Source organism: Olleya sp. Hel_I_94 (genome assembly GCF_007827365.1).
In the GTDB taxonomy this organism is placed as follows: Bacteria; Bacteroidota; Bacteroidia; order Flavobacteriales; family Flavobacteriaceae; genus Olleya.
In genome coordinates this window covers 1,813,341-1,835,935 of record NZ_VISI01000002.1, presented here as the reverse complement: position 1 = coordinate 1,835,935, position 22,595 = coordinate 1,813,341, and the positions used below count along the sequence as shown (strand labels likewise).

Below are 22,595 nucleotides of genomic sequence, written 5' to 3'. Positions count from 1 at the left end.
GATTACTTGTTTTTAATTTCGTTGTCAATTATTGCTCTTAACTCCTCTAATTCATTTTTACTTAAATCGGTTTCTTTGGTAAAAAAAGAGGCAAATTGAGAGCTGCTATTATTAAAAAAGTTTTTTATCAAGCCATTAACGTGTTTAGAAAAATAGTCTTTTTTCTTAACCATTGGTTGGTATTGTCTAGAGTTACCAAACTTGGTGTAAGTCACAAAACCTTTATCCGTCATGCGTTTTAATAAGGTTGCGACTGTTGTGTTTGCAGGTTTTGGTTCTGGATAGGCTTCTAGTAAATCTTTCATGAAAGCCTTTTCAAGTTTCCATAGATGGTTCATTAATTCTTCTTCCGTTTTTGATAATTGCATGTCTACAAGTTTAGATTAACTTCTACAAATGTAGAATAAATATTTGATTCTACAAATGTAGAGGTGTTTTTTTTGGTTTTTCAAACTTCTCTTTCTTTTAATTCCTTTTCAGGGGAAATAAAATTCATTCTCCTCTTTAACTAAAGAGGAGAGTAGTAACACTTGATATTATTATTATTAACCTTGATATTTTGGGTTATGATTAATGAATGTTGATTTTTTGAGATTCTTCGCTATGCTCTGAATGACAGAGATGCGACGTGATTATTGTTATTATAAAAAAGAATCTTATAGCAACACAAATAGAAAAGGAGAAGTGTTGTTGTTTCATTTAGAAGGAGGTCCGACTGAAGCATCTCACACGTATTATCACTCACACCAAGTCATCCTGAACCAGTTTCAGGATCTCATCCCAAACGGAAATAACTACGTTATCACAAAAAAGGCACGCCTAAATAAAGACTTTTTATTAAGTGATTTTTATGACAGGATTGGATTAGTCACTACTTCCTAGAGCGTAAACTCTCAATAACAACTGTAGATAAGATTAGCATTCCGCCAAAAAAAGTGTTCCAAGTAGGGATTTCGTTTAAGAAGAAAAAGGCAATTATAATCCCAAATATTGGTTGTGTACTACCAATAATACTGGCAGTACTGACTTTAAAATGGTTTAAACTTTGAATAAATAATGTGTGTCCAATTGCTGTAGTTACTAATGCAAGTATAATAACATACGGAAACTGTGTGCTTATATTAGAAGTGTCGAATAACAATAAGGCAGGTAATAAAATGATGCTAATTATTAATAATTGAAAAAACATTAGACTGCTACCATGGTAGGAGGTTACGTATTGTTTAAGTATTAAAATACGCATAGCATAACAGAAGGCAGAAAATAGTCCAAACAGAATCCCTTTTACGGAGTCATTTTGAAAGTCTAATTCTGGAGAGAGGATATAAATCCCTAAAAGGACCATTGCGCCTAATAAAAGGTGCATGTAATCAAATTTTGATTTAGAAAATAAGGGTTCTAAAAAGGCTGTCATTATGGGAAATGTAAATAAGGCTAACATACCAATAGCGACACTTGACAACTGTAGTGCTATAAAGTAAGTAATCCAATGCGAGGCCATAAATAAGGCGCTTAACACAAAAGCTCCCAAGTCTCTTTTAGAGTTTATTTTTAGGGTAATGTTTTTGTATTTGCAATAGCCTAATAATAAAAATAATGCTAGAAAACTACGCCACCAAATGGTTACTGGTGCAGGCATGCTTATATAACGCCCTAAACTACCAGATGTACTAATTAGTAGTGTGGCAAAGGTTAATGCTAAGACGTGCTTTAAATGTTGGTCTTTCACTTTGGTTGGTTGTGTAAGCGGTAGTAGTGGCATCCTTTATTTTGCTGCCATATATGGCAAAATAAAGATATAACGGATGACGCGACCACCTTTTGCCTCTTTTAAAGCAAAAGGTGGTGACACCCTAATTATTATTTATGCATTTCTGTAAAGTACTTATAGAAATATGGAATAGTTTCGATTCCTTTTAAGTAGTTCCATACTCCAAAATGTTCGTTTGGACTGTGGATTGCGTCGCTATCTAAACCAAAGCCCATTAAAATGGTTTTGCTTTTTAGTTCTTGCTCAAATAAAGCTACGATTGGAATACTTCCTCCACTACGTTGTGGTATTGGTGTTTTTCCAAAGGTTTCTTGATAGGCTTTACTTGCTGCTTGGTAACCCACACTGTCTATTGGAGTTACGTAACCTTGTCCACCATGATGAGGTGTTACTTTTACTTTAACGCCTTTTGGTGCAATGCTTTCAAAATGGTTTTTGAATAGGTCTGTGATGTTTTCCCAATCTTGGTTTGGGACTAAACGCATCGATATTTTTGCAAATGCTTGACTTGCTATTACTGTTTTTGCGCCTTCTCCAGTATAACCACCCCAAATACCGTTAACGTCTAAGGTTGGTCTAATGCTGTTACGCTCGTTGGTTGTATAGCCTTCTTCTCCGTATACAGCATCAATGTCTAAAGCTGCTTTGTATTTGTCTAATGAAAACGGAGCTTTTGCCATTTGTGCACGCTCGTCTAAAGATAATTCTTCTACATTATCATAAAAACCAGGAATGGTAATATGGTTATTGTCATCGTGTAATGATGCAATCATTTTAGTTAACACATTAATTGGATTGGCAACTGCACCACCATATAATCCTGAGTGTAAATCGCGATTTGGTCCTGTAACTTCTACCTCAACATAACTTAAACCACGTAATCCTGTTGTAATGGATGGTGTGTCTTGTGCGATCATACCAGTATCACTAATTAAGATTACATCGTTAGATAATTTGTCTTGGTTTTGCTTTACAAATTTACCAAGGTTAACACTTCCAACTTCCTCTTCACCTTCTATCATAAACTTGACGTTACAAGGTAAAGTGTTGTTTTTTGTCATAAACTCCATTGCTTTGACGTGCATGTACATTTGCCCTTTGTCGTCACAAGCACCACGTGCAAAAATAGCGCCTTCTGGATGTAAATCTGTTGTTTTTATAACAGGCTCAAAAGGAGGAGAGGTCCATAAATTTAATGGATCTGGCGGTTGTACGTCATAATGACCATAAACTAAAACGGTTGGTAAGTCTTTATCGATTATTTTATGTGCGTAAATAATTGGATAGCCTTCTGTTTCGCAAATTTCAACCACATCACAACCAGCGTCTTTTAAGCTTTTTGCCACAACGTCTGCGGTGTTAATGGTATGTTCTTTATAAGCAGAATCCGCACTGATTGACGGAATCTTAAGTAATTCTATTAATTCGTCAAGAAAACGTTGCTTGTTTTCTTGGACGTAAGATTTTATGTTTTTCATTGAAAAATAATATTGAATTTATGTAAAAATACAAAAATGAAAATTATTTGTTTGAAGTTATTATGAATATTCAAACTATTGTTTATATTTGCAATCCGAAATTATCGGTATAAGTTGCAGGCGTGGTGGAATTGGTAGACACGCTAGACTTAGGATCTAGTGCCGCGAGGTGTGAGAGTTCGAGTCTCTCCGCCTGTACAAAGTTAAAAAGCTTCTCTTATTAGAGAAGCTTTTTTTGTTTTAATACGTCCCACAATAGTGCTGTGAAAACCACAAGATATTCAAAGCCTATAATCCATAAATTTTCTATGTTATCTGCATTGGCATATGCTAAATAACTTATTATGATTATAAAACTCCAAATTAATGGATACTTGTAGTTTGTAAATATAGAAAGCAATAAAATGGATGCAATGTACCATGGGTGTACGGTTGTACTTAGTAATAAGTATACTGTAAAAGCAATAAGCATACTTTTTACCAATGTTATAAAGTTTTGGTCTTGTCTGGTTAGTGCTATGTACCAAATTGAGGTAAAAATTATTATAGGTAATATTTTACCAATTATTGCTATTTGATTGTATCCAGTAATTAAATAACCAACCTCTCGAGCGATGTAATATATACTTGCATTAAACTCGAAATCTCCAAACCATAAACCTACAGTTTTGGAGTAGTTGTTTACAAATTCCATTGAAAAAAATGGTGTAAATAATACTAATGTAGAGACGCCAATTATTAAATAGAAACAAATTAGTTTTTTGAAATCAATTTTGGAATGGTTGTCTTTAACTCTAAACCATTTTACAAATAACGGTAAAAATAAAAGAGGGACTAGTTTTGTTGAAATTGACAGCGCAAAGACTACAGCAGCCCATTGCCATTTGTTTTTATGTAATAAGTATAAGCTTAGTATTAAAAAGAATATCATGACACCTTCAAAGTGTAAATTCCCTGTTAGTTCTATTATAATAAATGGGTTTAGGGTATACCAGAATATTTTATGTGGTTTTAGTCCTAGTCTTTTTAATAGTTTGGCTCCAAAATATAGGGTTCCGATATCTGCAGCTATTATTATAAGTCTTAATCCTATTACTGATCCCAGAATGCTTGAAGAAGAGAATAAATTAGCTAGCGTAAATAGTAATTGATTTATTGGAGGATAGTTGGAGTAGTGGCTAGCGTTAAGCGCTTGCATACCTGTTACTAATTGTTGTGCTTGATCAATAGGATAGTTTCCTGATATTATAAAACTTGCAGGTGTATGTAAGTAAGGATTAAAGCCTTGTAATATCATGCGTCCATCCCAAATAAAACGGTAAAAATCTTGTGATAAATTAGGGATTGCTATTAAAAAGATTAATCTGCTAATGATTGCTATTGCAACTAAAAGCTTAAAACTATTTTTGTTGTTATTTAGTATTTTAAGAAATAATCCAAATAATACAATATATATGGATATTAGATTGGTGTGGTCTATTCTTGCTATACCATATGCAAACACGCCATACAAACAAAAGCTAGCTAGTATTAGCAGTAGTGTTAGTTTGTTAGTTTTTAAAAAATATGTATTAAGCATGATGCGTCCTGCGTTAGCGGTTGAAATGGCATCCTTTTTTGCGATAGTTTACAACAAATCTTTGCTGTTTACAAAGAGTTTGTGTTATAAAACAATTTTGAATTAATATAAAACTGCGTCGCAGAAAAGATATAATGGAAGACGCGACCCTTGTGGTAACGCCCAAAATACTATGCTTTAGAGGTTAGGGATTTAAAAAACACAAATCCAAAGCCTACGGTTAACATTAAGTGAAATGGAAATAAACCGAAGTCTCCACCTTTATCTCCAACCACAAAAGCACTATACATACCAAACGCAAAGTATAGCATTAATGCACCTTCAAAAATCACATTAATGGATATATTTTTACGTAAATATTTATTGCCTTTCCAACTATCTTTAAGTGTACTGATATTAAATTTTGGTGTGCGTACAAACTCACTACGTTTACCAACATGACCTTCTAATACTGCAATAGAATTGTGTAATGAAAAGCCCATAGCTATTGAGAAAAACGTAAAAAATAGTGCAATGTATTTTAAAAAGTCTTTAAATGTGTTACCATGACTTTGCTTATACATAACCCAATAACACACAAAAAATATGATTGTACTAACTACAAAAAAGCTCATGACGTAAAAGTATGGTCTTAGGTGTGCGTATTCGTTTTTAATGTACAACATTGGGATACTTAATATACCAACAATTAATACGTTTAAAAACATAGTACTGTTTAGTAAGTGTAATAATCCGTGAAGTTTAGTTTTTGCTGTAATATTTTTACTTTTAACCACACGTCCAAACATTTTTTGGAAGTTTTCGGCACCACCTTTATTCCATCTAAACTGTTGTGATCTTGCTGCGCTAATTACCACAGGAAGCTCTGCTGGAGTTTCAACGTCTTCCAAATATTTAAATTTCCAGTTTTTAAGTTGCGCTCTGTAACTTAAATCTAAATCTTCTGTTAAGGTGTCACCTTCCCAGTTTCCTGCGTCTAAAATACATTCTTTACGCCAAACACCAGCTGTACCATTAAAGTTAATAAAATGTCCTTTGCTACTACGTCCAACTTGCTCCAAAGTGAAGTGTGCATCTAAGGCAAATGCTTGTATTTTTGTTAATGTAGAATAATCTCTGTTAATGTGTCCCCAACGTGTCTGTACCACACCAATTTCTGGGTCTTTAAAAAACGGAATTGTTTTTTTAAGCCAATTTGGTTCTGGTAAAAAATCGGCATCAAAAATAGCAACATATTCTCCTTTTGCTATCTCTAAACCTTCTTTTAAAGCACCTGCTTTAAAACCTTGTCTGTTAGTTCTGGTAATATGTGTAATATCTAACCCTTTTGCTTTAAGTTGGTCAACGTGAGCTTTGGTTGTAGCAACGGTCTCATCCGTAGAGTCGTCTAAAACTTGGATTTCTAATTTGTCTTTTGGATAATCCATTAAGGCTATGTTGTCCAATAGACGATCCATAACATACAACTCGTTAAAAACCGGAAGTTGAATAGTTACAAACGGAATTTCTTCCGAATTATTAAAGTTAAATTTTGGTCCGTTTTCTTCTTTCTTTTTTGCTGCTAAGTAATTAAACAGTAGGTTTAATTGTGCCAAAGCATACATGAAAATAAGTACTAGCGCAATGCTATAAATAATAATGGTAATGGTTTCGAGAATCACTTTTTAAAACTGTATTTGAAAATCCACGTTAGTATTTTAACGCCTGCAAATATACTACCTTTTATTGTTCCTGAAACTTTTGAGACACCAATTCTATTTCTGTAGTTTACAGGGACTTCTATATAGCTTAATTTTTGCTTTAATACTTTTAGTTGCATTTCTACCGTCCAGCCATAGGTTTTGTCTACCATGTTTAAAGCTAGAAGCTTATCATATTTAATAGCTCTGAATGGTCCTAAGTCTGAAAATTTAGCACCAAAAAAAAGTGACATTAAGGTTGTTGCTAACCAATTACCAAACACTTGTTGTGGCATCATACTGCCTTCTTCTCTTAAGTTTTTGACACGTGCACCAATAACAAAATCCATATTTTGATCTATAATTGGCGCTACAATTTTGGTTAATTCTTCCGGATAGTCACTATAATCTCCATCTAAAAACACCACAATATCAGGTTTGCTATCTTGTTTAGCGATATAATCCATACCTTTTAAGCAAGCATAACCGTAGCCTTTATTGTTTTCTTGTAAAACAGTTGCGCCTGCGTTTTTTGCATTAACTTCTGTTAAGTCTGTCGAGTTGTTGCTAACTACAATCACCTCATCAACTAATTTAGGAATATCGTTTATAACGTTTGCAATAGAATCTTGCTCATTGTAGGCAGGAATGATGACTTTTATTTTGGTCATTTAAGGTCGCTTAATTTATTTTCTTTTTTAAAGGACTTTAAATCGGTCCATTCTTTTATTTTTTGTCCTGCTTTAAATTTTACTGCAGATATTAACGCTTCGTTTTTATACATAAGACAATATCCGTTTTTTTGATTGTCTTTAAGTTGACATTTATGATTAATTTTTTCGTTTTGATCATAAAATAGCCACCATTTTACCTTTTTATCAGTTATGTAATGGCCTTCCTTTTCTTTTTTACCGCTTTCGCGGAAATATTGCCAGTAGCCAACTTTTAGGTTTTGGTTAAAGCTTCCAAATTTAGAAATTACTGAGTTGCTATGATAGAATTTCCAGAATTTATTTTTTAAATCGTTTAAATAATGTCCTTCGCTTTTAGTTTTTGAATTGTCATAATAGGTTTTCCAGTAGCCATTTTTTACTCCATTTATATAAAGTCCTTGACTTTTTAAGTAGGTATTTTTATAATATGTTTTCCAGTAACCACTGGTTTTACCATGAAGATAATTGCCAGCTTTGTGTAAGGTGTTGTTATTGTGATAGTAAGTCCAATACTTTTCTTTTAAGCCTTTATTATAATTGCCTTTAGCTTTGATTGTTTTATTGTCATGATACTCTATCCAATAACTTGTTTTAAGGTTGTAACTATAGTTTCCTTTTTCTTTAATGCTTCCGTTTGGGTAGTAATAAATCCAAAAATCTATTTTGTTATTATCGCTAGTCCAACCTTTAGAAAATAGGTTACCGTTATCGAAATACGTCCTTACGTAAGTTTTTTCCGCGTAAGCGTTATAACCCAAAACAATAAAGCAATATAGGACAAAGGTTTTCATTTTATTTTTTGTTTACAAAATCCATTAAGTCAACATCATTACCTAATAAGACTTCTGTTGGATTGATACGTCCATCCATAGTATCGTTTTCTAATTTTAAAACACCTCTTGGGCAAACAGCACTACAAACACCACATCCAACACAACTTGAACGTACAATGTTTTCTCCTTTTTGCGCATAGGCACGTACGTCAATTCCCATTTCGCAACTGTTTGAACAATTACCACATGAGATGCATTGTCCACCATTGGTTGTGATTCTGAATTTTGAAAATAAACGTTGTTGAAATCCTAATATAGCTGCCATAGGACATCCAAATCTACACCAAGATCTGCTACCTAAAATTGGGTAAAAACCTGTTCCGATAACTCCTGAAAATATGGAGCCTATGTAGATTCCATAAGTGGATCTTAAAGCACTACCTTTTACAAAAAATAAGTGATCGGTTGTAGATGTAAAGTGCATAATTAATAACAGAGCAATTACAACAGCATAACCAATTGCACCAGCTTTAGCATCTTTACCAAGCTCTTTCCCTCTAAAATACATGACACCTGCAAAAATAATGGTTAAAAATGTTATTACAGAAATGATAAAAACATCACGTGTTAACCAAAAATTATTACTGTCTTTGCCTAAATAGCTATACACCATTGCTGTTGTCATCACTACAGAAAATACCAAAACAGTATGTATTAACCATCGTTCTAGCTTCCAAGCAGAAAGTTTTTTTGAAGATAGATGTCTAAAACTATCTCCTGCAGTTTCGGCTAGACCACCACAACCACAAACCCATGAGCAATACCAGCGTTTTCCGTATTTATATGTTAAAATAGGAGTAATGATAAAGGTTGAAGCTATCCCAAAAATGATTAATGCTAGTCCTAAATTACCATTAGATAAAAAGCCTTTTACAGACCACTCATCAAAAATGTAATAATTTAATGGCCAAACGCTTTTAAGATCATAATAAGGTAAATCATTATTCATGACGTACATAAATTCTGGGATTAAAAAAGCAAAACCTAACTGAAAAAACATAACAGAAACGGTTCGGATTTGCTGATAGCGATTATGTCTATATTTTAAAATGTATTTGTAACCAAATGCTAAAATGGCAATGGTATATAATGTACCATAGACAAACCATTGACTAGCATTTCTACCACTTAATAAATTGCTTAAAGGGTCGAATAATCTAATTAAACCAGTGTTTGCTGCACCATCTTTACCTAAACCTAAATATTCAGGAAAAAAGTATAATACAATATAAAAACTGGTTAGTATGATACCTAAAGCCCAACCCCAAAATCCTCTGGATGAAATAGATTTATACCAAACTCCGTCATTTTTTATACCTTCTAATTTGGTTAAATACGCTTCTCTAGAATATATAATAACACCAACTGTAATCAATCCTAATGCTAGCGTTAAAAATAATGCTGTATTTGGTAGATTGACGTTAAATAAGGCTAATGCCAAAATTAATAGTCCAACAAGACCAATACCTAAAGCAAATTTTTGTTTTGTTGATATATGAAACGCATCTGGTGATGCTAATGACATACTATGATTTAATTTATTACTCATATTGGGATGTTGTTATACTGTTTGTAGTTGTTTGTTGTATGCCTTTAGGATATCCTGCTCAAAATGTTTGTAAAATTCTGGATCAAAATTGGCCTCTTTTAAGTTTTTTATTACGTAATCCACATCACGTTGTTCTGTCAACCAAGTATCAAAAGTTTCGTGTCGCATTCGGATACCAAAAGTGTTAATGCCTAAAAAAGTCCTGGTGTCTTTATTGTAAGCTACGGTTATACATTTGGTGTCATCCTCATGTTTCCAATGGAAATGTTTTTCATATTCAGGACGTCCACGCTCTCCAAAAACCCAACCGTAAGTTTGGTATTCGATATCTAAAAATTTTGCACTATTAAACCAATGTCCTGGTTTGTATTGTAGTTTATTTCCGCAAATGGTTTGTGCTAAAGTCTCTCCCATCATACGTCCTGTGTACCAAACCGCTTCAATAGGACGTCTGTTACCAATAGCTTCGTGTTGCTCAGCGCAATCTCCAATTGCATATACATCTTTGATGTTAGTTTCTAAATAACGATTGACTAGTACACCTCGTTTGGTTTCAATTTTAGAGTCTTTTAAAAATGAAATGTTTGGAGATACTCCAGCAGTCAGCCCAACTAGGTTACAGGCTATTTCTTCTCCAGTTTCTTCAATAATTATGGATTTTACGTTTCCGTTTTCGTCCGATTTGATTTCTTTTAGATTAGTGTTTAATCTTAAATCAATATGATGATTTTTAATGTGTCTGTTAATCATTTGACTTTCGCCTTCAGGTAAAACACCATTCCAAAAACTAGTCTCTCTAACTAAAAAAGTAACTGGTATGTCTCTTGAATTTAGCATTTCTGCCATTTCAATACCAATTAATCCTCCACCAACAATTACAGCATGTTTACAAGTTTTGTTATCTGGTGCAGTTTGCTGCATGTTATCTAAATCTTGTTTACTGTATAAGCCTTGTACACCTTTTAGATCTTGTCCTGGCCAACCAAATTTATTAGGTTTACTTCCTGTGGCAATTACTAATTTATCATACGACATTGCATCACCTTCAGTAAAGTGGAGTGTTTTTTTATCAGTATCTATAGCATTGACATAACCTTTTTTAAGCTCAATACGGTTTTTCTCCCAAAACCAATTTTCGTAAGGTTGAGTGTGTTCAAACTTCATGTGACCCATGTACACATACATTAAGGCTGTACGTGAAAAAAAGTAATCCGTTTCAGCAGAAACAATAGTAATTTTTTTATCTGATAATTTTCTGACGTGTCTTGCTAGAGTGACTCCAGAAATTCCGTTTCCTATAATGACGATGTGTTCCATAAATTGAGATTGTTAGATAGTCTGTCGTTTTTAAAGTTAAAAACTTAATTGGTTTAGTAGTTTAGAATGGGTTTAAATTACTCGTGTTTGTAAGGTTTTGAAAAACATTGAGACGTCAATTTTTTTTTTATTTTTTTGAAAGTTTTTGTTAAATGTTAAGACTTAATTAATGTTACAAAGATTTAAAAACCAATATAATGATTAAAAATAGCCTAATAATAGTCCTTGTTGTCAGCGGATTATTTTCCGCGAAAGCGCAAACCCTTAACGACTTTTTTACACAAACAGACGCCTTTTTAAAATCCTACGTGGTTAAAGGTAAAGTAGATTATATAGCAGTTAAGGAAAACGTGGTTAGTTTAAACACAATTTTAACTATTGCAGATCATATTATTGTAGACCAAACAGATGCTAAAAACTATCAAGCTTTTTGGATTAATGCTTATAATTTGTCTGTTATTAAAGGGATTGTTGATAATTATCCGATAGCTTCACCATTGGATAAAGCTGGTTTTTTTGATAAAACAACGTACAGTTTAGCAGGACAAAAGGTGACATTAAACACCATTGAAAATGAATTGTTAAGAGCCAAGTTTAATGATGCAAGATTTCATTTTGTACTTGTTTGTGGTGCCAATGGTTGTCCGCCTTTAATTGCTAAAGCTTATTTGTCAAAAACACTTGATGCGCAATTAGAGCAGCAAACAAAATTAGCGTTAAATGGTGATTATTTTGTGAAAGTTGATGATAAAAAGAAAACGGTTGAAGCTTCTGAAATCATGAAATGGTACAATGAAGATTTTGTGCAAAACGGTATGACTGAAATTGAATTTATAAATAAATACAGAACTAATACAATACCTGAAAATTATAAGTTAAAGTACTTTTCTTATAACTGGAAACTTAACAAACAATAAAAAAAAATATACCGCTTTCGCGGAAAGCAAAACAAAAAAAAGCATGAAAAAACTAACTTTACTACTATTAGCTATTACAACCTCAATAACTGGTTTTTCTCAAGATGATGACACTTCAGGAAGTAACATTCAAACCTACACACCTTCTAAATTATTAAGCCAAGGACAATGGGATATTAAATTTTTTAATAACCTATATACGCAAACAGAAAGTACGTTTACATCAAGTACAGAAGCTAGAGAGACTTATTTTACTTCAACCGTAGATGTGTTTACAGGTATTAGTGCTAACAACCGCTTTAATGTTGGTTTATTATTAGAGTTTAGGTCTAATGTTATTGGAGATCGTGATGCTTTAGATGTATTTAAATTTGATGGCGAAACAAATACTGCACGTTCTGGTTTTACCTCTTTTGCGCCTGCCGTTAAATTTAATCCTATTAAAAGTGTTAGTAATTTTACTATCCAGACCGCGTTTCATATTCCTTTAGTAGATAACGAAAGTGAAAACGGAGTGTTTTTAGACCAAAAAGGGTTTACGTTTCAAAATCGTTTTTTTTATGATTATAATTTTAACTCTAAATGGCAATTATTTACAGAGCTTAATACAGAATATCACTTTGGTAAAAAAGAAGATAGTTTTGCTAATAACAGTTTAAGCTTAACACCAGGTTTGTTTTTAAGTTATTTCCCGAGTTCTAAATTTACCGTTTTAGGATTAGTACAACACTCACAACGTATAGATACAGGTAATGATTTTGAACAAGATTTTACTGCAGTTGGAGGAGGAGCAAAATACCAAATTAGTGATGTGTTAAATATTGAAACTTTATACTCTAAATTTGTTAGAGGAAGCAATACTGGTTTAGGACAATCTTTTAATATTGGTTTAAGAGCCTTGTTTTAATAATTAAATAGTAATTTAAAAGTAAATATATCCTGCTGAAAAGCGGGATTTATTTATATTTAGTAAAAAAACATGATGCGCTTTATTCAGCTTTTACTTATTGCAATTTTACTTCAATCTTGTACAGCACAAGACAAAAAAATAAACGGAGTAAGTTTTGTGGCGCACAGAGATAGTATTACTCAGCAAAATATCAATCCACTTTTAAATGTTAATGCCAATTATGCTGCCATTATGCCTTTTGGTGTTATTAAAGATTTAGCTCATCCTGAGGTTAGTTATGGAGCCGAAAGACAATGGTTTGGTGAGACTAAAATAGGTGGCAAACAGTATGTAAATGCCTTAAAAAAAGATAACATTAAAATCATGCTTAAACCGCAACTTTGGGTTTGGCATGGCGAGTTTACTGGTTTTATAACAATGAAAACCGAAGCGGATTGGAAAATCTTAGAAGAAACTTACACTAAATATATTCTAGATTTTGCTCAAGTGGCTCAAGATACAAAAGCAGAAATTTTTTGTATTGGTACAGAATTAGAGAACTTTGTGGAACAGCGACCAGACTATTGGATTAATTTAATTACTAAGGTCAGAGCTATTTATAAAGGTAAATTAACTTACGCAGCTAATTGGAATGAGTACACAAAAACACCTTTCTGGGAACAATTAGATTATATTGGTATTGATGCCTATTTTCCGGTTAGTGATAGTAAAACACCTACTGTAGAAGAGTGTTTAAAGGGCTGGATAAAGCATAAAAAAACAATAGTAGAGTTTACTGAAAAATATAATAAACCAATTTTGTTTACCGAGTTTGGTTACCGTAGTGTAGATTATGCAGGTAAAGCACCATGGACTGTAGATAGAATTGAAGAAAAAGTAAATCTAGAGGCACAGGTTAATACTACCAAAGCTTTATTTGAAGCTTTCTGGAAAGAAGACTGGTTTGCAGGAGGTTTTGTCTGGAAATGGTTTATAAATCATGACAAAGTTGGAGGTGTGGATAATAACCGTTTTACACCACAAAATAAACCTGCAGAAACCCTTATTAAAGAACATTATAAAGTAAATTAAATGAAGTATTTATTATTTGTTTTAACCTTTTTTGGAGTTACAATTGCGCAATCGCAAAACATTACTGATTTAAAAATACAAGGCAATAAAAAGCTAAAATCTAGTTTTGTCAAAAAAGTAGCTAATGCTAAGCCTGGTGCAGTTTTAGATAGTATCCAGTTGGACGAAGATATTAAGTTGTTAAAACGATTACCTTCAGTTTCTCATGCGTATTATCAAGTGTTTCCTTCGGAAAATGGAGATTATAATGTATTTTATAATATCGAAGAAAATTTTACAATAATACCTTCTTTTAATGTGTATACTTCAAATGATGGCGAGTTTGCTTATAGACTTGGAGTGTATGAGTTTAATCTTTTAGGTCAAAATATGATTTTTGGTGGATTTTATCAAAAAGACATATTCAGTTCTTATGGTATAAATTTTAGAGCACCTTATTTGTTTAGTCGTCAGTTTGGTTTGGCAATTAATCATCAGGATTTACAAACCTTAGAACCTGTTTTTTTTGATAATACCACTTCAGATTATAGATACAGAAATAAATCTTTTGAAGTTTTAGGATTGTATCAGCCTAACTTTAATAACCGTTTTGAGTTTGGTATTAATTCTTTTTTAGAAGAATATGAATATCAGTCAGGAGCAACAAATCCTGATGTTCCTCAAGTATTAAGTGTTAATAAATTACTGTATAAAGCCATCTACGAATACAATAATCTAGATTACAATTACCAATACGTTTCGGGTTTTAAAAGTCAATTAAATGTACAATATGTAACGTCTACTAGTGATGATTTACCTGAATTTTTAATTGGATGGAATGATTTTAATTATTACAAAAGAGTAGGGCAAAGAGGGAATTGGGCAACACGTGTTAGATTAGGTTTATCCAGTAATGACGAGACCCCTTTTGCACCATTTTCAGTGGATAATAATTTAAATATTAGAGGTGTTGGTAATACGATTGATAGAGGTACAGGAGCAGTCGTTATAAACACGGAGTATAGACACACGTTATATGAAAAAGGTTGGTTTGCACTACAGGGTAATGCGTTTGTAGATGCAGGAAGTTGGCGAAATCCTGGTGGAGATTTAGGTGATTTTGGTGATGCTGATAACTTACGAGTGTTTCCTGGTGTAGGCTTGCGTTTTATACACAAATCTATTTTTAATGCTATTTTTAGAATAGATTATGGTTACGGAATTTCAGAAAAGGATGGTCAAGGCTTGGTCTTTGGTATCGGTCAATATTTTTAATAACAGTCTTAATTTAATTAAATATTAAAGTAATATATGACATTAAACAGAAACTTTGTAATTGGTGATATTCATGGAGGACTAAAAGGGTTAAAGCAATTGTTAGAGCGTATTGGTTTGACTGAAGATGATAGTTTTATTTTTCTAGGAGATTATGTAGATGGTTGGAGCGAATCTGCACAGGTTATACAGTTTTTAATTGAGTTTTCTAAGCAATACAATTGTATTTTTATAAAAGGAAATCATGATGTTTGGTGTGAACAATGGTTAGAAGATAAAACCGTAAATCAAGCTTGGTTTGTTAATGGAGGCGAAGGTACAATAGCAAGTTATAATCCGTTTTCAGACGAAGACAAAGCCATACATTTACAGTTTTTTAAGCAAATGAAATTGTATCATCTTAACACTAATAATCAACTGTTTTTACATGCTGGATTTACATCAATGCATGGCGTAGAGAATGAAGTGCATCCTGAGACTTTATATTTTGACAGAACCCTTTGGGAAATGGCAGTAACTATGGATAAAAGAGTGAAAAAAGACTCTGTATTATATCCTAAACGTTTAAAACACTATCACGAAATTTATATAGGTCATACACCAACGATTAGGTTTAACTTCGATCAACCTATGCAAGCCATTAATGTATGGAATATTGATACAGGAGCTGCATTTACTGGTAAAGTTTCAGATGTAAATATTGATGACAAAACCGTTTTTCAAAGCGATAATTTGCCTAAGCTATATCCAAACGAAACAGGACGAAATAGTACGTCTTATAATTCTTCTAAATAAAATTAAAGGTTTTTAACGCTTACAGATTTTATTTAAATAATAATTATGCAACTCTTTTGCAGAAGCACCAAACCATTTTTTTATATAAATGACTAAGTAATGATATTGTAGTGTCCAAACACCATGTTTTTGATATAACCTAGCTGAGGTTTTAAGTTTTTGATTAATCACAACAAATTCTTTACGTTTATATAGTTCGTTAATTAAAATATTGTCTTCGTAAATAATATAATTTTCGTCGTAACCTCCAATATCATTAAATAACGCTTTGGTTATAAACTGACTTTGATCACCACCACGACTTGCTCGCCAAGAAAACTGAGTTAACCAACTAGTAAAACGTAACCACCAATGGTTACTATCAAATTGTAATCTAAAACAACCTGCATTATTACCTTTTTTAATTTCATCTAAAATTAATTGGTCATATCTGTTAGGCGGAAAAGAATCTGCGTGTAAAAAATAAAGGATATCTCCTTTTGAAGCTTTGGCACCAAGATTCATTTGTTTAGCACGACCTTTTTCAGAATGTAAAACTTTAATATTTAAACCTAATGCTTGGATAACTGAAACAGTATTATCAGTACTGCCACCATCCACAACTATAATCTCTTGGATGGTGTTTAATGAGGCATTGTCAATTAAATGATACAATACCTCTGTAATATGTTTAGCTTCGTTTAAAACCGGAATAATAATACTTATCATGCTGTATTTACGTAAGTTTTATTAGGTTGGTTTTAGTCATTTAAGTCCCAGTTGTAATCTTTGTAGCTAATTTTAGCTTTCGCTGAAATAGTTATAGCTGTGTACTTGTTTAAAAAGTCAATCAAACTTCCGTTTTGCTCAAAATCCTTATCAAACCATTTAAATATTTTTGATAATTTTAAAGCGTTTTCAGAGATTTCATTTCGGTTTGTATCACTTAAAAACTCTTGAGTAGCCAAGGTTAATTGTTGTTCTAAATTATCTGCTGTAAATGCAGAGTTTTGTAATTTAGGGCAAGAGTAAGAGGCGCAAACAATAGCAAAATGTATGCGTGGTTCGTCCATTTTACGTAGTATTTTATGCTCTATATCTTCAAGATTATACCATTTGTCACCAAATTGCCATAAGCGTTGTTCCCAAGGGTCTTTAATGTCTTTTATGCTTTTTACAGGATAATTTTTTATAATTAAATCTATTGTTAAAGCATTATAAGCGTTGATCCAAAAGGCTAGTTTTTCTTCTCTGGAAATAGAATCAAATTCAGGTTTAGACTTTAGTATCGCGAGAATATTTATGTATTCTAGTAATTTTTTATAATCTGTTTTAAATGATTTATAATTTACATTTCCGTTAGCTGAAACATGTTTTTGTAATAATTCATTCCATAAAAAATGAATGTTAGAATGCTCTGTTTTCGTAAGAATCTGATTGAATTCGTTATTTTTAGGAATTGAATCTTTTTTGTTTGATATAAATTTTTGTCGTTTATCAACAAGATCATATTCAGCAATTTTTACATCTTCAGTTATTAAGTATTTTGCTTTTTTAATTATGTAACTACTATCATTTGTTTTGTTGATAGTATCCATTTTAATTTCAGCTATAGCTTCTTTTTTAATTGTATTAGTTGCTATTTGAGTATTTGGTACAGTTTGTTTTGTGCTTTTACAAGCGCAAAACAAGACTAATAATGCTAAGGCTAAAAGTTGTTTCATTTTTTTAAAGGATATAATTCTTGACTAATAAAATCTTTTGGAAACGTTTCGTCGCCTTCAAAACCTAACTCGATATCACGACCATCATGCGGAATGTAATTGGTTTTAAAAATATAATCCCAAATACTTAACGTTATACCAAAATTAACACCAAACTTTGTGTGTTCTGGCAAGTGTTTTACATGATGCCAAATGTGCATTTTTGGATTGTTAAATACATATTTTAAAACACCATAATCCCAACCTAAATTAGCATGATTTAAGTGTCCAACAGTTATTGCAAAAAAGTGGACTATTGCAACGTGTTGCGCATCAAAACCGCCAATTATGGCAATTGGTATGTATAACATGGATTTATATAAAACCGGTTCCATCCAATGGTAGCGTAAATGAGCAGCAAATCCCATTTCTTTAACACTGTGATGTACTTTATGGAAGTTCCATAAAAACTCAAAACGATGTAATAAATTGTGAGTTATCCATTGTGTAAAATCAGAAATTATAAAGAAAATAAATAGTCCTAACCACAATGGTAAATTATCTACATCAAACAGTTGAAAACTTGAAATTGATAATCCAACAACACCTAAAATATCATCAAAAAAACTTGCAGCAGTATTAGATAAAGCTATTAATACAATAAGATTTAGTAAAAAGAAATTAAAAAACATGTAAAACGTATCCAACCAAAAATCCTTACGGAAAATAGATTGCTTTTTACGCCAAGGAAACACAATTTCTAAACCCCAAATAACTAATGATATTATGATTAATCCATAAAAATAGTTGTCCCAATTATTTGGGAATATAATCTGGTGTTTTAAATAGTTCCAATAGCCAAAGTAGGCGTTTTTTATTATTTCTAAATACTTTTCCATAGCTGGCTAAATTAGCCTTTTAGTTACTTTTTTGATGTAACTAAAGTTACATCGTGTTATAGTTTTTCTATCAACCCTTTAAATAGCGTAATCATATCTGGTTCTGCTTGATTAGCCATAGCTATAATCTCACCAATATCTACAGGTTTTAGATTACTTGGGTCGCATTCGTCTGTTAAAACTGACACTGCAGCTACCTTTAAATTTAAATGATTAGCTACAATTACTTCTGGGACAGTACTCATGCCTACTGCATCTGCACCAATAATTTTAAGCATTCGGTATTCTGCTCTAGTTTCTAATTGTGGTCCAACAACACTAGCGTAAACACCTTCATGTAATTTTATATTATTAGCTTTTGCTATAGCTTTAATTTTTGCATTTATGTCTAAATCATAAGGCGCACTCATGTCTGCAAAACGCTCACCAAGCTCAGCAACACCTTTAAAAGCTAAAGGAGAACTTCCTTGTAGGTTAATATGATCGTCAATAAGCATTAATTCACCTTTCTTAAAGTTTAAATTAATAGCACCAGAAGCATTAGATACCAGTAGTGTTTTGATGCCCAATTTTTCCATAATTCTAACTGGGTAAGTAACATCTTGTAAGCTGTAACCTTCATAAACATGAAAACGACCTTGCATTACAATTACTTTTTTTCCAGCTAAGGTTCCGTAAATTAATTTTCCTTTATGAAACTCGACAGTCGCAGTAGGGAAATTAGGAATGTGATTATAACTTACCTCTTGGATAACTTCAAGTTCATCGGTTAGTTTTCCTAATCCAGTACCTAAAATAATACCAACTTCTGGTTGATCAAATCCTTTTTCTTTTAGGTATTCTACGGTTTTATTTATTTGCTTTATCATGTTCAATTAAGGCTTTTAAGGTTTGGTTGTTGGACATATCTTCGTATGTGTCAACATCATTTAATGGTTCTAACAAAAATACGTTTTCCTTAACTAAATCTTTCATGGTGTCTTCAAAAACTGTTTCGGTTCCCCAAGATTTATTTTCAAAAATTGCTGGATGCAATTGTTTCATTCCTAAAAGATAATAGCCACCATCTATTGCAGGTCCAATCACTGCATCATTATTATCTAAAGCGTCAAAAGCTTGATTAATATGTTTGGGTTTTAGATCATATAAATCGCTACCAACAATAACTATTTTAGTATAGCCAGAATTAAAACCAGTTTTAAATGCATTAGACATTCTTACACCTAAGTGGTCACCAATTTGTTGGTGTTTTTGGTAAATATCAGTATTCCAAAGGTCGTTCTCTCTAATTTTAACCGAGTAATATACTGCCTTGTCACAGTCTATTTGTTGTAAAACGCTTTCAGTATGCTCTAATAATTTTTTATATATCGCTAAAGCGGAAATATTGCCAATAGTCTTAGCTAATCTTGTTTTTACTTTTCCTAACTCAGGGTTTCTGGTGAAGGTTATTATTAGGTTATTATGAGCCATTATTTAGTGTTCTTTTTTGTAGGTTTTACTTCAAATACTTGTTCTCCTTTTGTCAACCATTTACTCCACTCTTCATTAAAGGTATGGACTTGTTCTGTTTCTTTTTCTTCGGAATCTACTACAATAAAATCGTTGTTTTTCCATTCGAAAATGCCACCATACAGATTAAGTACATTGGTGTAACCTTCGTCTTTTAGCTTTTTTGCAATCGTTTCTGATCGTATTCCAAGTGAGCAATAGACTACTATTTTTTGATCTTTGTTAGTGTATTGTTCTGTGACTGTTTTAATGTCAAAAAAGTCATAGCCAACTAACGTCGCATTTTTAATGTGACTGACTTCAAATTCTTTAGGTTCTCTTGCGTCTAATATAATAGCGTCAGTTTTTGGCATTGCCAATTCTTGAACGGTAATGTAGGGAACGCTATTTTTATTGTGTTTTTTTAAAAGCTCATCTAAAGTGTCTTGAGCAAATATTTGTGCTGTAAATAGACTGATAAAAATTAATAATACTGTTTTCATGTGATTTATAAATTAAGTCCAAAACCTTGTAATCCACTTTCAATAGCTGGTAAAATCTCGGTGTTATCCCAAATTCCTGTAATAATGGTTCTTGCATATTCTTCTGGCAATAATCCATTTTTCATTAAGCTATTGGTTAACTTGTAATTATAGTCGAGCGTATGATGGGTAAATTTCATTTCACCGTTAATTTCTTCTAAAATGGCATACCAAACTTGTGGCGTTCCATCATTAGCAGGCATACCAATAACACCTGGATTTAGCCATAATTTGTTGTCTTGCTCATGACTAAAAGGTAACCCACAATGTCCAGCAATAATAACATCGCTTTTGGTTGCGTCTATCGTTTTTGCCTTAATATTCCAGTCTGTAGATTTAAAAACAAATTCTGATACATTAAAATAATCACCATGGACAACGGTTACTTTTTTATTAGCATAATTAAAATAGATATGATCCGGAAACGTTGCTAAATACGCTATCGAGTTTTTACTTAGTTTGCTTTGTGCATAAGGATACCAAAGTTTAGAAAATCCATCACATCGTGAGCCTTCTGTAAAATCGCAACCACAATCTGCTTCACCTTCAGTTAATTGGATTTCTACATTACCTAAAATGCTTTTAGCATTCCAGATTTTTAAAAGCTGAACCGTTTCTTCTGGTTGTGCGCAATAGCCAACAACGTCTCCTGTGCAAATACAGTTCTCTGGAGCTATATTTTGCTGTTCAGCAATAGCTTTAAGTGCTTCTAAGGCTTGAAGATTACTGTAAACGCCTCCAAAAAGTAAGACTTTACCAGATAATGTGCCTATATTATTTATTGTTTTATCCATCTAGGAACGAAATATAAAAGGTTACAACTAAAAATGCCCCAAACATTTACCCAAAGTAAATCTGAATAACGACCCTTTGTAAAAATTAAAGCTTCTGGGAACACTTTGAATACTAATAAAAATCCAAAAAGGATACCACAACCAATACTTAAATAGAAGCTGATTTTTGGCACTTTATAATTCCAAAATACAAATATTGGTGTTAAACCAATGACCATAGTTCCAGATATTGTGGTGGCAGAAAGGATTTCGGCATTAAAAAAGATTGGGATTGTACCAAGTACAGCAATGGCTACCATTGCTAGTCTACCAAATGTTAGACTTTTACCTAATCCCAAATCGACAGCTAATAATTTTGAAAACGATGAAAACGTTGAATCTAAGGTTGATGCTGCTGAGGTAATCATAATAAAATTAATGACTAATAATACCACAACTCCAAATGCTTTTCCAACCTCTACAGCTGCTTGTCCTTTTAAACCTTGAGTTTGTGCATACACACCAATTAAACTAAAAAGTATGATGCAAATAGCACCTAATAAACTAGCCCATAAAAAGCTTTTTCTAGTCACTTTTGGCGAACTAATAAAAGCTCTGTCAGTTAGTACAGGATCATGAAAAGGATAGCTAAAAGATTGTATTATGGCTGCAAAAAACAGGTTTAAACCTAGTTCAAAACTCCAAGTTCCAGAGTTTACAATGTCTTTTGTATTAAAATTTTCAACTGAAAAAATAGTATATAAAATAATGATTAATAGTACAGAAAATAAGACCATTTGTATCACATCTGTAAATATTGAGCTACTCAAACCACCTTTTATAGCATAGCTTAATGTTAGTAATGTAAATACAATGATGGCAGTGTAATAGCTAGAACTTCCGGTTTCACCAAAGTAAGAGCCAATAACCATGGTATTACTCCAAACCTCATTAAATAATCTAATAATGATTAAAAACGTGAAAATAGCAACCGCTTTTTTCCCAAATTTACTAGTTAAAAATTCATGAATACTTGTATATCCACCTTTGGTACGTAATTGATAAATTAGTAATCCTGCAACCGCAAAACTTAAATAATATCCAGCATAAGCGACACCTCCAACTAGACCAAAATCTAATCCTAAATTAGCAGCATTAGTAATGCTTTTAGCAAAAATCCAAGAGATTATTAAACTACCAGTTAGGACTAAAACATTTGGCGACTTTTTGTTGTGATTGGCTTTAAAAAAAGATGCAGTGGTTTTTGCATAAGGTGATAAGGCAAACAAGATTAAACTTGAAGCTATTACTAAAATCCATTGCCAAATTTCTGTACTCATTT

At 32.3% G+C, this 22,595-nt stretch carries 23 protein-coding genes and 1 tRNA gene; 7 read left to right on the top strand and 17 right to left on the bottom strand.

Annotated elements, in window-relative coordinates:
• Window positions 1-2 precede the first annotated feature (2 nt).
• Window positions 3-368, bottom strand: coding sequence for a BlaI/MecI/CopY family transcriptional regulator (locus JM82_RS11440; protein WP_145003870.1), 366 nt, complete (start codon window positions 366-368; stop codon window positions 3-5).
• 244 nt (window positions 369-612) lie between these two features.
• Between JM82_RS11440 and JM82_RS11435 the strand changes: the two genes are divergently transcribed.
• Window positions 613-882: a hypothetical protein gene (locus tag JM82_RS11435; RefSeq protein ID WP_145003867.1), complete on the top strand. Its 270-nt coding sequence runs from the start codon at window positions 613-615 to the stop codon at window positions 880-882.
• Here the strand turns inward: JM82_RS11435 and JM82_RS11430 are convergent.
• Together JM82_RS11430 and JM82_RS11425 are read right to left on the bottom strand one after the other, a co-directional pair.
• Window positions 872-1,729 (bottom strand): DMT family transporter, encoded by an 858-nt coding sequence (locus tag JM82_RS11430; RefSeq protein WP_261375363.1) that lies wholly within the window; start codon window positions 1,727-1,729, stop codon window positions 872-874. The two genes, JM82_RS11435 and JM82_RS11430, sit on opposite strands and share 11 nt — an antisense overlap.
• A gap of 131 nt (window positions 1,730-1,860) precedes the next feature.
• Window positions 1,861-3,249: a dipeptidase gene (locus JM82_RS11425; RefSeq protein ID WP_145003861.1), complete on the bottom strand. Its 1,389-nt coding sequence runs from the start codon at window positions 3,247-3,249 to the stop codon at window positions 1,861-1,863.
• A gap of 116 nt (window positions 3,250-3,365) precedes the next feature.
• On the opposite strand from JM82_RS11425, the gene JM82_RS11420 reads away from it, so the two are divergent.
• A tRNA-Leu gene (locus tag JM82_RS11420) sits at window positions 3,366-3,447 on the top strand.
• Between the two features lie 22 nt (window positions 3,448-3,469).
• Here JM82_RS11420 and mptB read toward each other — a convergent pair.
• The 6 genes from mptB to JM82_RS11390 form a co-directional block, all read right to left on the bottom strand.
• Complete coding sequence (gene mptB / locus JM82_RS11415) at window positions 3,470-4,828, bottom strand: polyprenol phosphomannose-dependent alpha 1,6 mannosyltransferase MptB (protein WP_145003856.1); 1,359 nt, start codon at window positions 4,826-4,828, stop codon at window positions 3,470-3,472.
• A gap of 170 nt (window positions 4,829-4,998) precedes the next feature.
• A complete protein-coding gene (locus JM82_RS11410) occupies window positions 4,999-6,489 on the bottom strand; it encodes a cellulose synthase family protein (protein WP_145003853.1) in 1,491 nt (496 codons plus the stop codon).
• Window positions 6,486-7,178, bottom strand: a complete 693-nt coding sequence (locus tag JM82_RS11405) for a glycosyltransferase family 2 protein (RefSeq protein ID WP_145003850.1) — start codon at window positions 7,176-7,178, stop codon at window positions 6,486-6,488. The genes JM82_RS11410 and JM82_RS11405 overlap by 4 nt, the downstream gene beginning before the upstream one ends.
• Window positions 7,175-8,011: a toxin-antitoxin system YwqK family antitoxin gene (locus JM82_RS16410; protein WP_186439214.1), complete on the bottom strand. Its 837-nt coding sequence runs from the start codon at window positions 8,009-8,011 to the stop codon at window positions 7,175-7,177. The genes JM82_RS11405 and JM82_RS16410 overlap by 4 nt, the downstream gene beginning before the upstream one ends.
• A 1-nt stretch (window position 8,012) precedes the next feature.
• Window positions 8,013-9,602, bottom strand: coding sequence for a 4Fe-4S binding protein (locus tag JM82_RS11395; RefSeq protein ID WP_145003847.1), 1,590 nt, complete (start codon window positions 9,600-9,602; stop codon window positions 8,013-8,015).
• A 12-nt stretch (window positions 9,603-9,614) separates the two neighbouring features.
• Entirely contained in the window at window positions 9,615-10,919 is a 1,305-nt protein-coding gene (locus JM82_RS11390) for an NAD(P)/FAD-dependent oxidoreductase (protein ID WP_145003845.1), read from the bottom strand.
• Between the two features lie 197 nt (window positions 10,920-11,116).
• Between JM82_RS11390 and JM82_RS11385 the strand changes: the two genes are divergently transcribed.
• The 5 genes from JM82_RS11385 to JM82_RS11365 all read left to right on the top strand — a co-directional run bounded on the left by JM82_RS11385 (window position 11,117) and on the right by JM82_RS11365 (window position 15,866).
• Window positions 11,117-11,836, top strand: coding sequence for a DUF547 domain-containing protein (locus JM82_RS11385; RefSeq protein ID WP_145003842.1), 720 nt, complete (start codon window positions 11,117-11,119; stop codon window positions 11,834-11,836).
• Window positions 11,837-11,879: 43 nt separating this feature from the next.
• Window positions 11,880-12,743, top strand: coding sequence for a transporter (locus JM82_RS11380; RefSeq protein WP_145003839.1), 864 nt, complete (start codon window positions 11,880-11,882; stop codon window positions 12,741-12,743).
• Window positions 12,744-12,818: 75 nt separating this feature from the next.
• Window positions 12,819-13,817, top strand: a complete 999-nt coding sequence (locus JM82_RS11375; protein WP_145006762.1) for a glycoside hydrolase family 113 — start codon at window positions 12,819-12,821, stop codon at window positions 13,815-13,817.
• Window positions 13,818-15,071 carry a POTRA domain-containing protein gene (locus JM82_RS11370; protein ID WP_145003836.1) on the top strand — a complete coding sequence of 418 codons (1,254 nt, stop codon included), beginning with the start codon at window positions 13,818-13,820 and terminating at the stop codon, window positions 15,069-15,071.
• A 36-nt stretch (window positions 15,072-15,107) separates the two neighbouring features.
• Window positions 15,108-15,866, top strand: coding sequence for a metallophosphoesterase family protein (locus JM82_RS11365; RefSeq protein ID WP_145003833.1), 759 nt, complete (start codon window positions 15,108-15,110; stop codon window positions 15,864-15,866).
• Window positions 15,867-15,878: 12 nt separating this feature from the next.
• Here JM82_RS11365 and JM82_RS11360 read toward each other — a convergent pair whose 3' ends face one another.
• From JM82_RS11360 to JM82_RS11325, 8 genes are read right to left on the bottom strand one after another with little or no spacing between them, the layout of a single operon-like run.
• Window positions 15,879-16,574, bottom strand: coding sequence for a TIGR04283 family arsenosugar biosynthesis glycosyltransferase (locus tag JM82_RS11360; RefSeq protein WP_145003830.1), 696 nt, complete (start codon window positions 16,572-16,574; stop codon window positions 15,879-15,881).
• 32 nt (window positions 16,575-16,606) lie between these two features.
• On the bottom strand, window positions 16,607-17,569 hold the full coding sequence (locus JM82_RS11355; RefSeq protein WP_261375362.1) for a DUF547 domain-containing protein: 963 nt from the start codon (window positions 17,567-17,569) through the stop codon (window positions 16,607-16,609).
• Window positions 17,566-18,447, bottom strand: coding sequence for a sterol desaturase family protein (locus JM82_RS11350; protein ID WP_145003827.1), 882 nt, complete (start codon window positions 18,445-18,447; stop codon window positions 17,566-17,568). The genes JM82_RS11355 and JM82_RS11350 overlap by 4 nt, the downstream gene beginning before the upstream one ends.
• Window positions 18,448-18,503: 56 nt before the next feature.
• Window positions 18,504-19,316, bottom strand: coding sequence for a purine-nucleoside phosphorylase (locus JM82_RS11345; RefSeq protein ID WP_145003824.1), 813 nt, complete (start codon window positions 19,314-19,316; stop codon window positions 18,504-18,506).
• Complete coding sequence (locus JM82_RS11340) at window positions 19,297-19,920, bottom strand: TIGR04282 family arsenosugar biosynthesis glycosyltransferase (RefSeq protein ID WP_145003821.1); 624 nt, start codon at window positions 19,918-19,920, stop codon at window positions 19,297-19,299. The genes JM82_RS11345 and JM82_RS11340 overlap by 20 nt, the downstream gene beginning before the upstream one ends.
• Window positions 19,920-20,441 carry a rhodanese-like domain-containing protein gene (locus JM82_RS11335; RefSeq protein ID WP_145003818.1) on the bottom strand — a complete coding sequence of 174 codons (522 nt, stop codon included), beginning with the start codon at window positions 20,439-20,441 and terminating at the stop codon, window positions 19,920-19,922. Before JM82_RS11335 ends, JM82_RS11340 begins: the two co-directional genes overlap by 1 nt.
• A gap of 5 nt (window positions 20,442-20,446) precedes the next feature.
• Entirely contained in the window at window positions 20,447-21,274 is an 828-nt protein-coding gene (locus JM82_RS11330; protein ID WP_145003814.1) for a metallophosphoesterase family protein, read from the bottom strand.
• Complete coding sequence (locus JM82_RS11325; RefSeq protein WP_145003811.1) at window positions 21,259-22,593, bottom strand: sodium:solute symporter family transporter; 1,335 nt, start codon at window positions 22,591-22,593, stop codon at window positions 21,259-21,261. The genes JM82_RS11330 and JM82_RS11325 overlap by 16 nt, the downstream gene beginning before the upstream one ends.
• Window positions 22,594-22,595 lie beyond the last annotated feature (2 nt).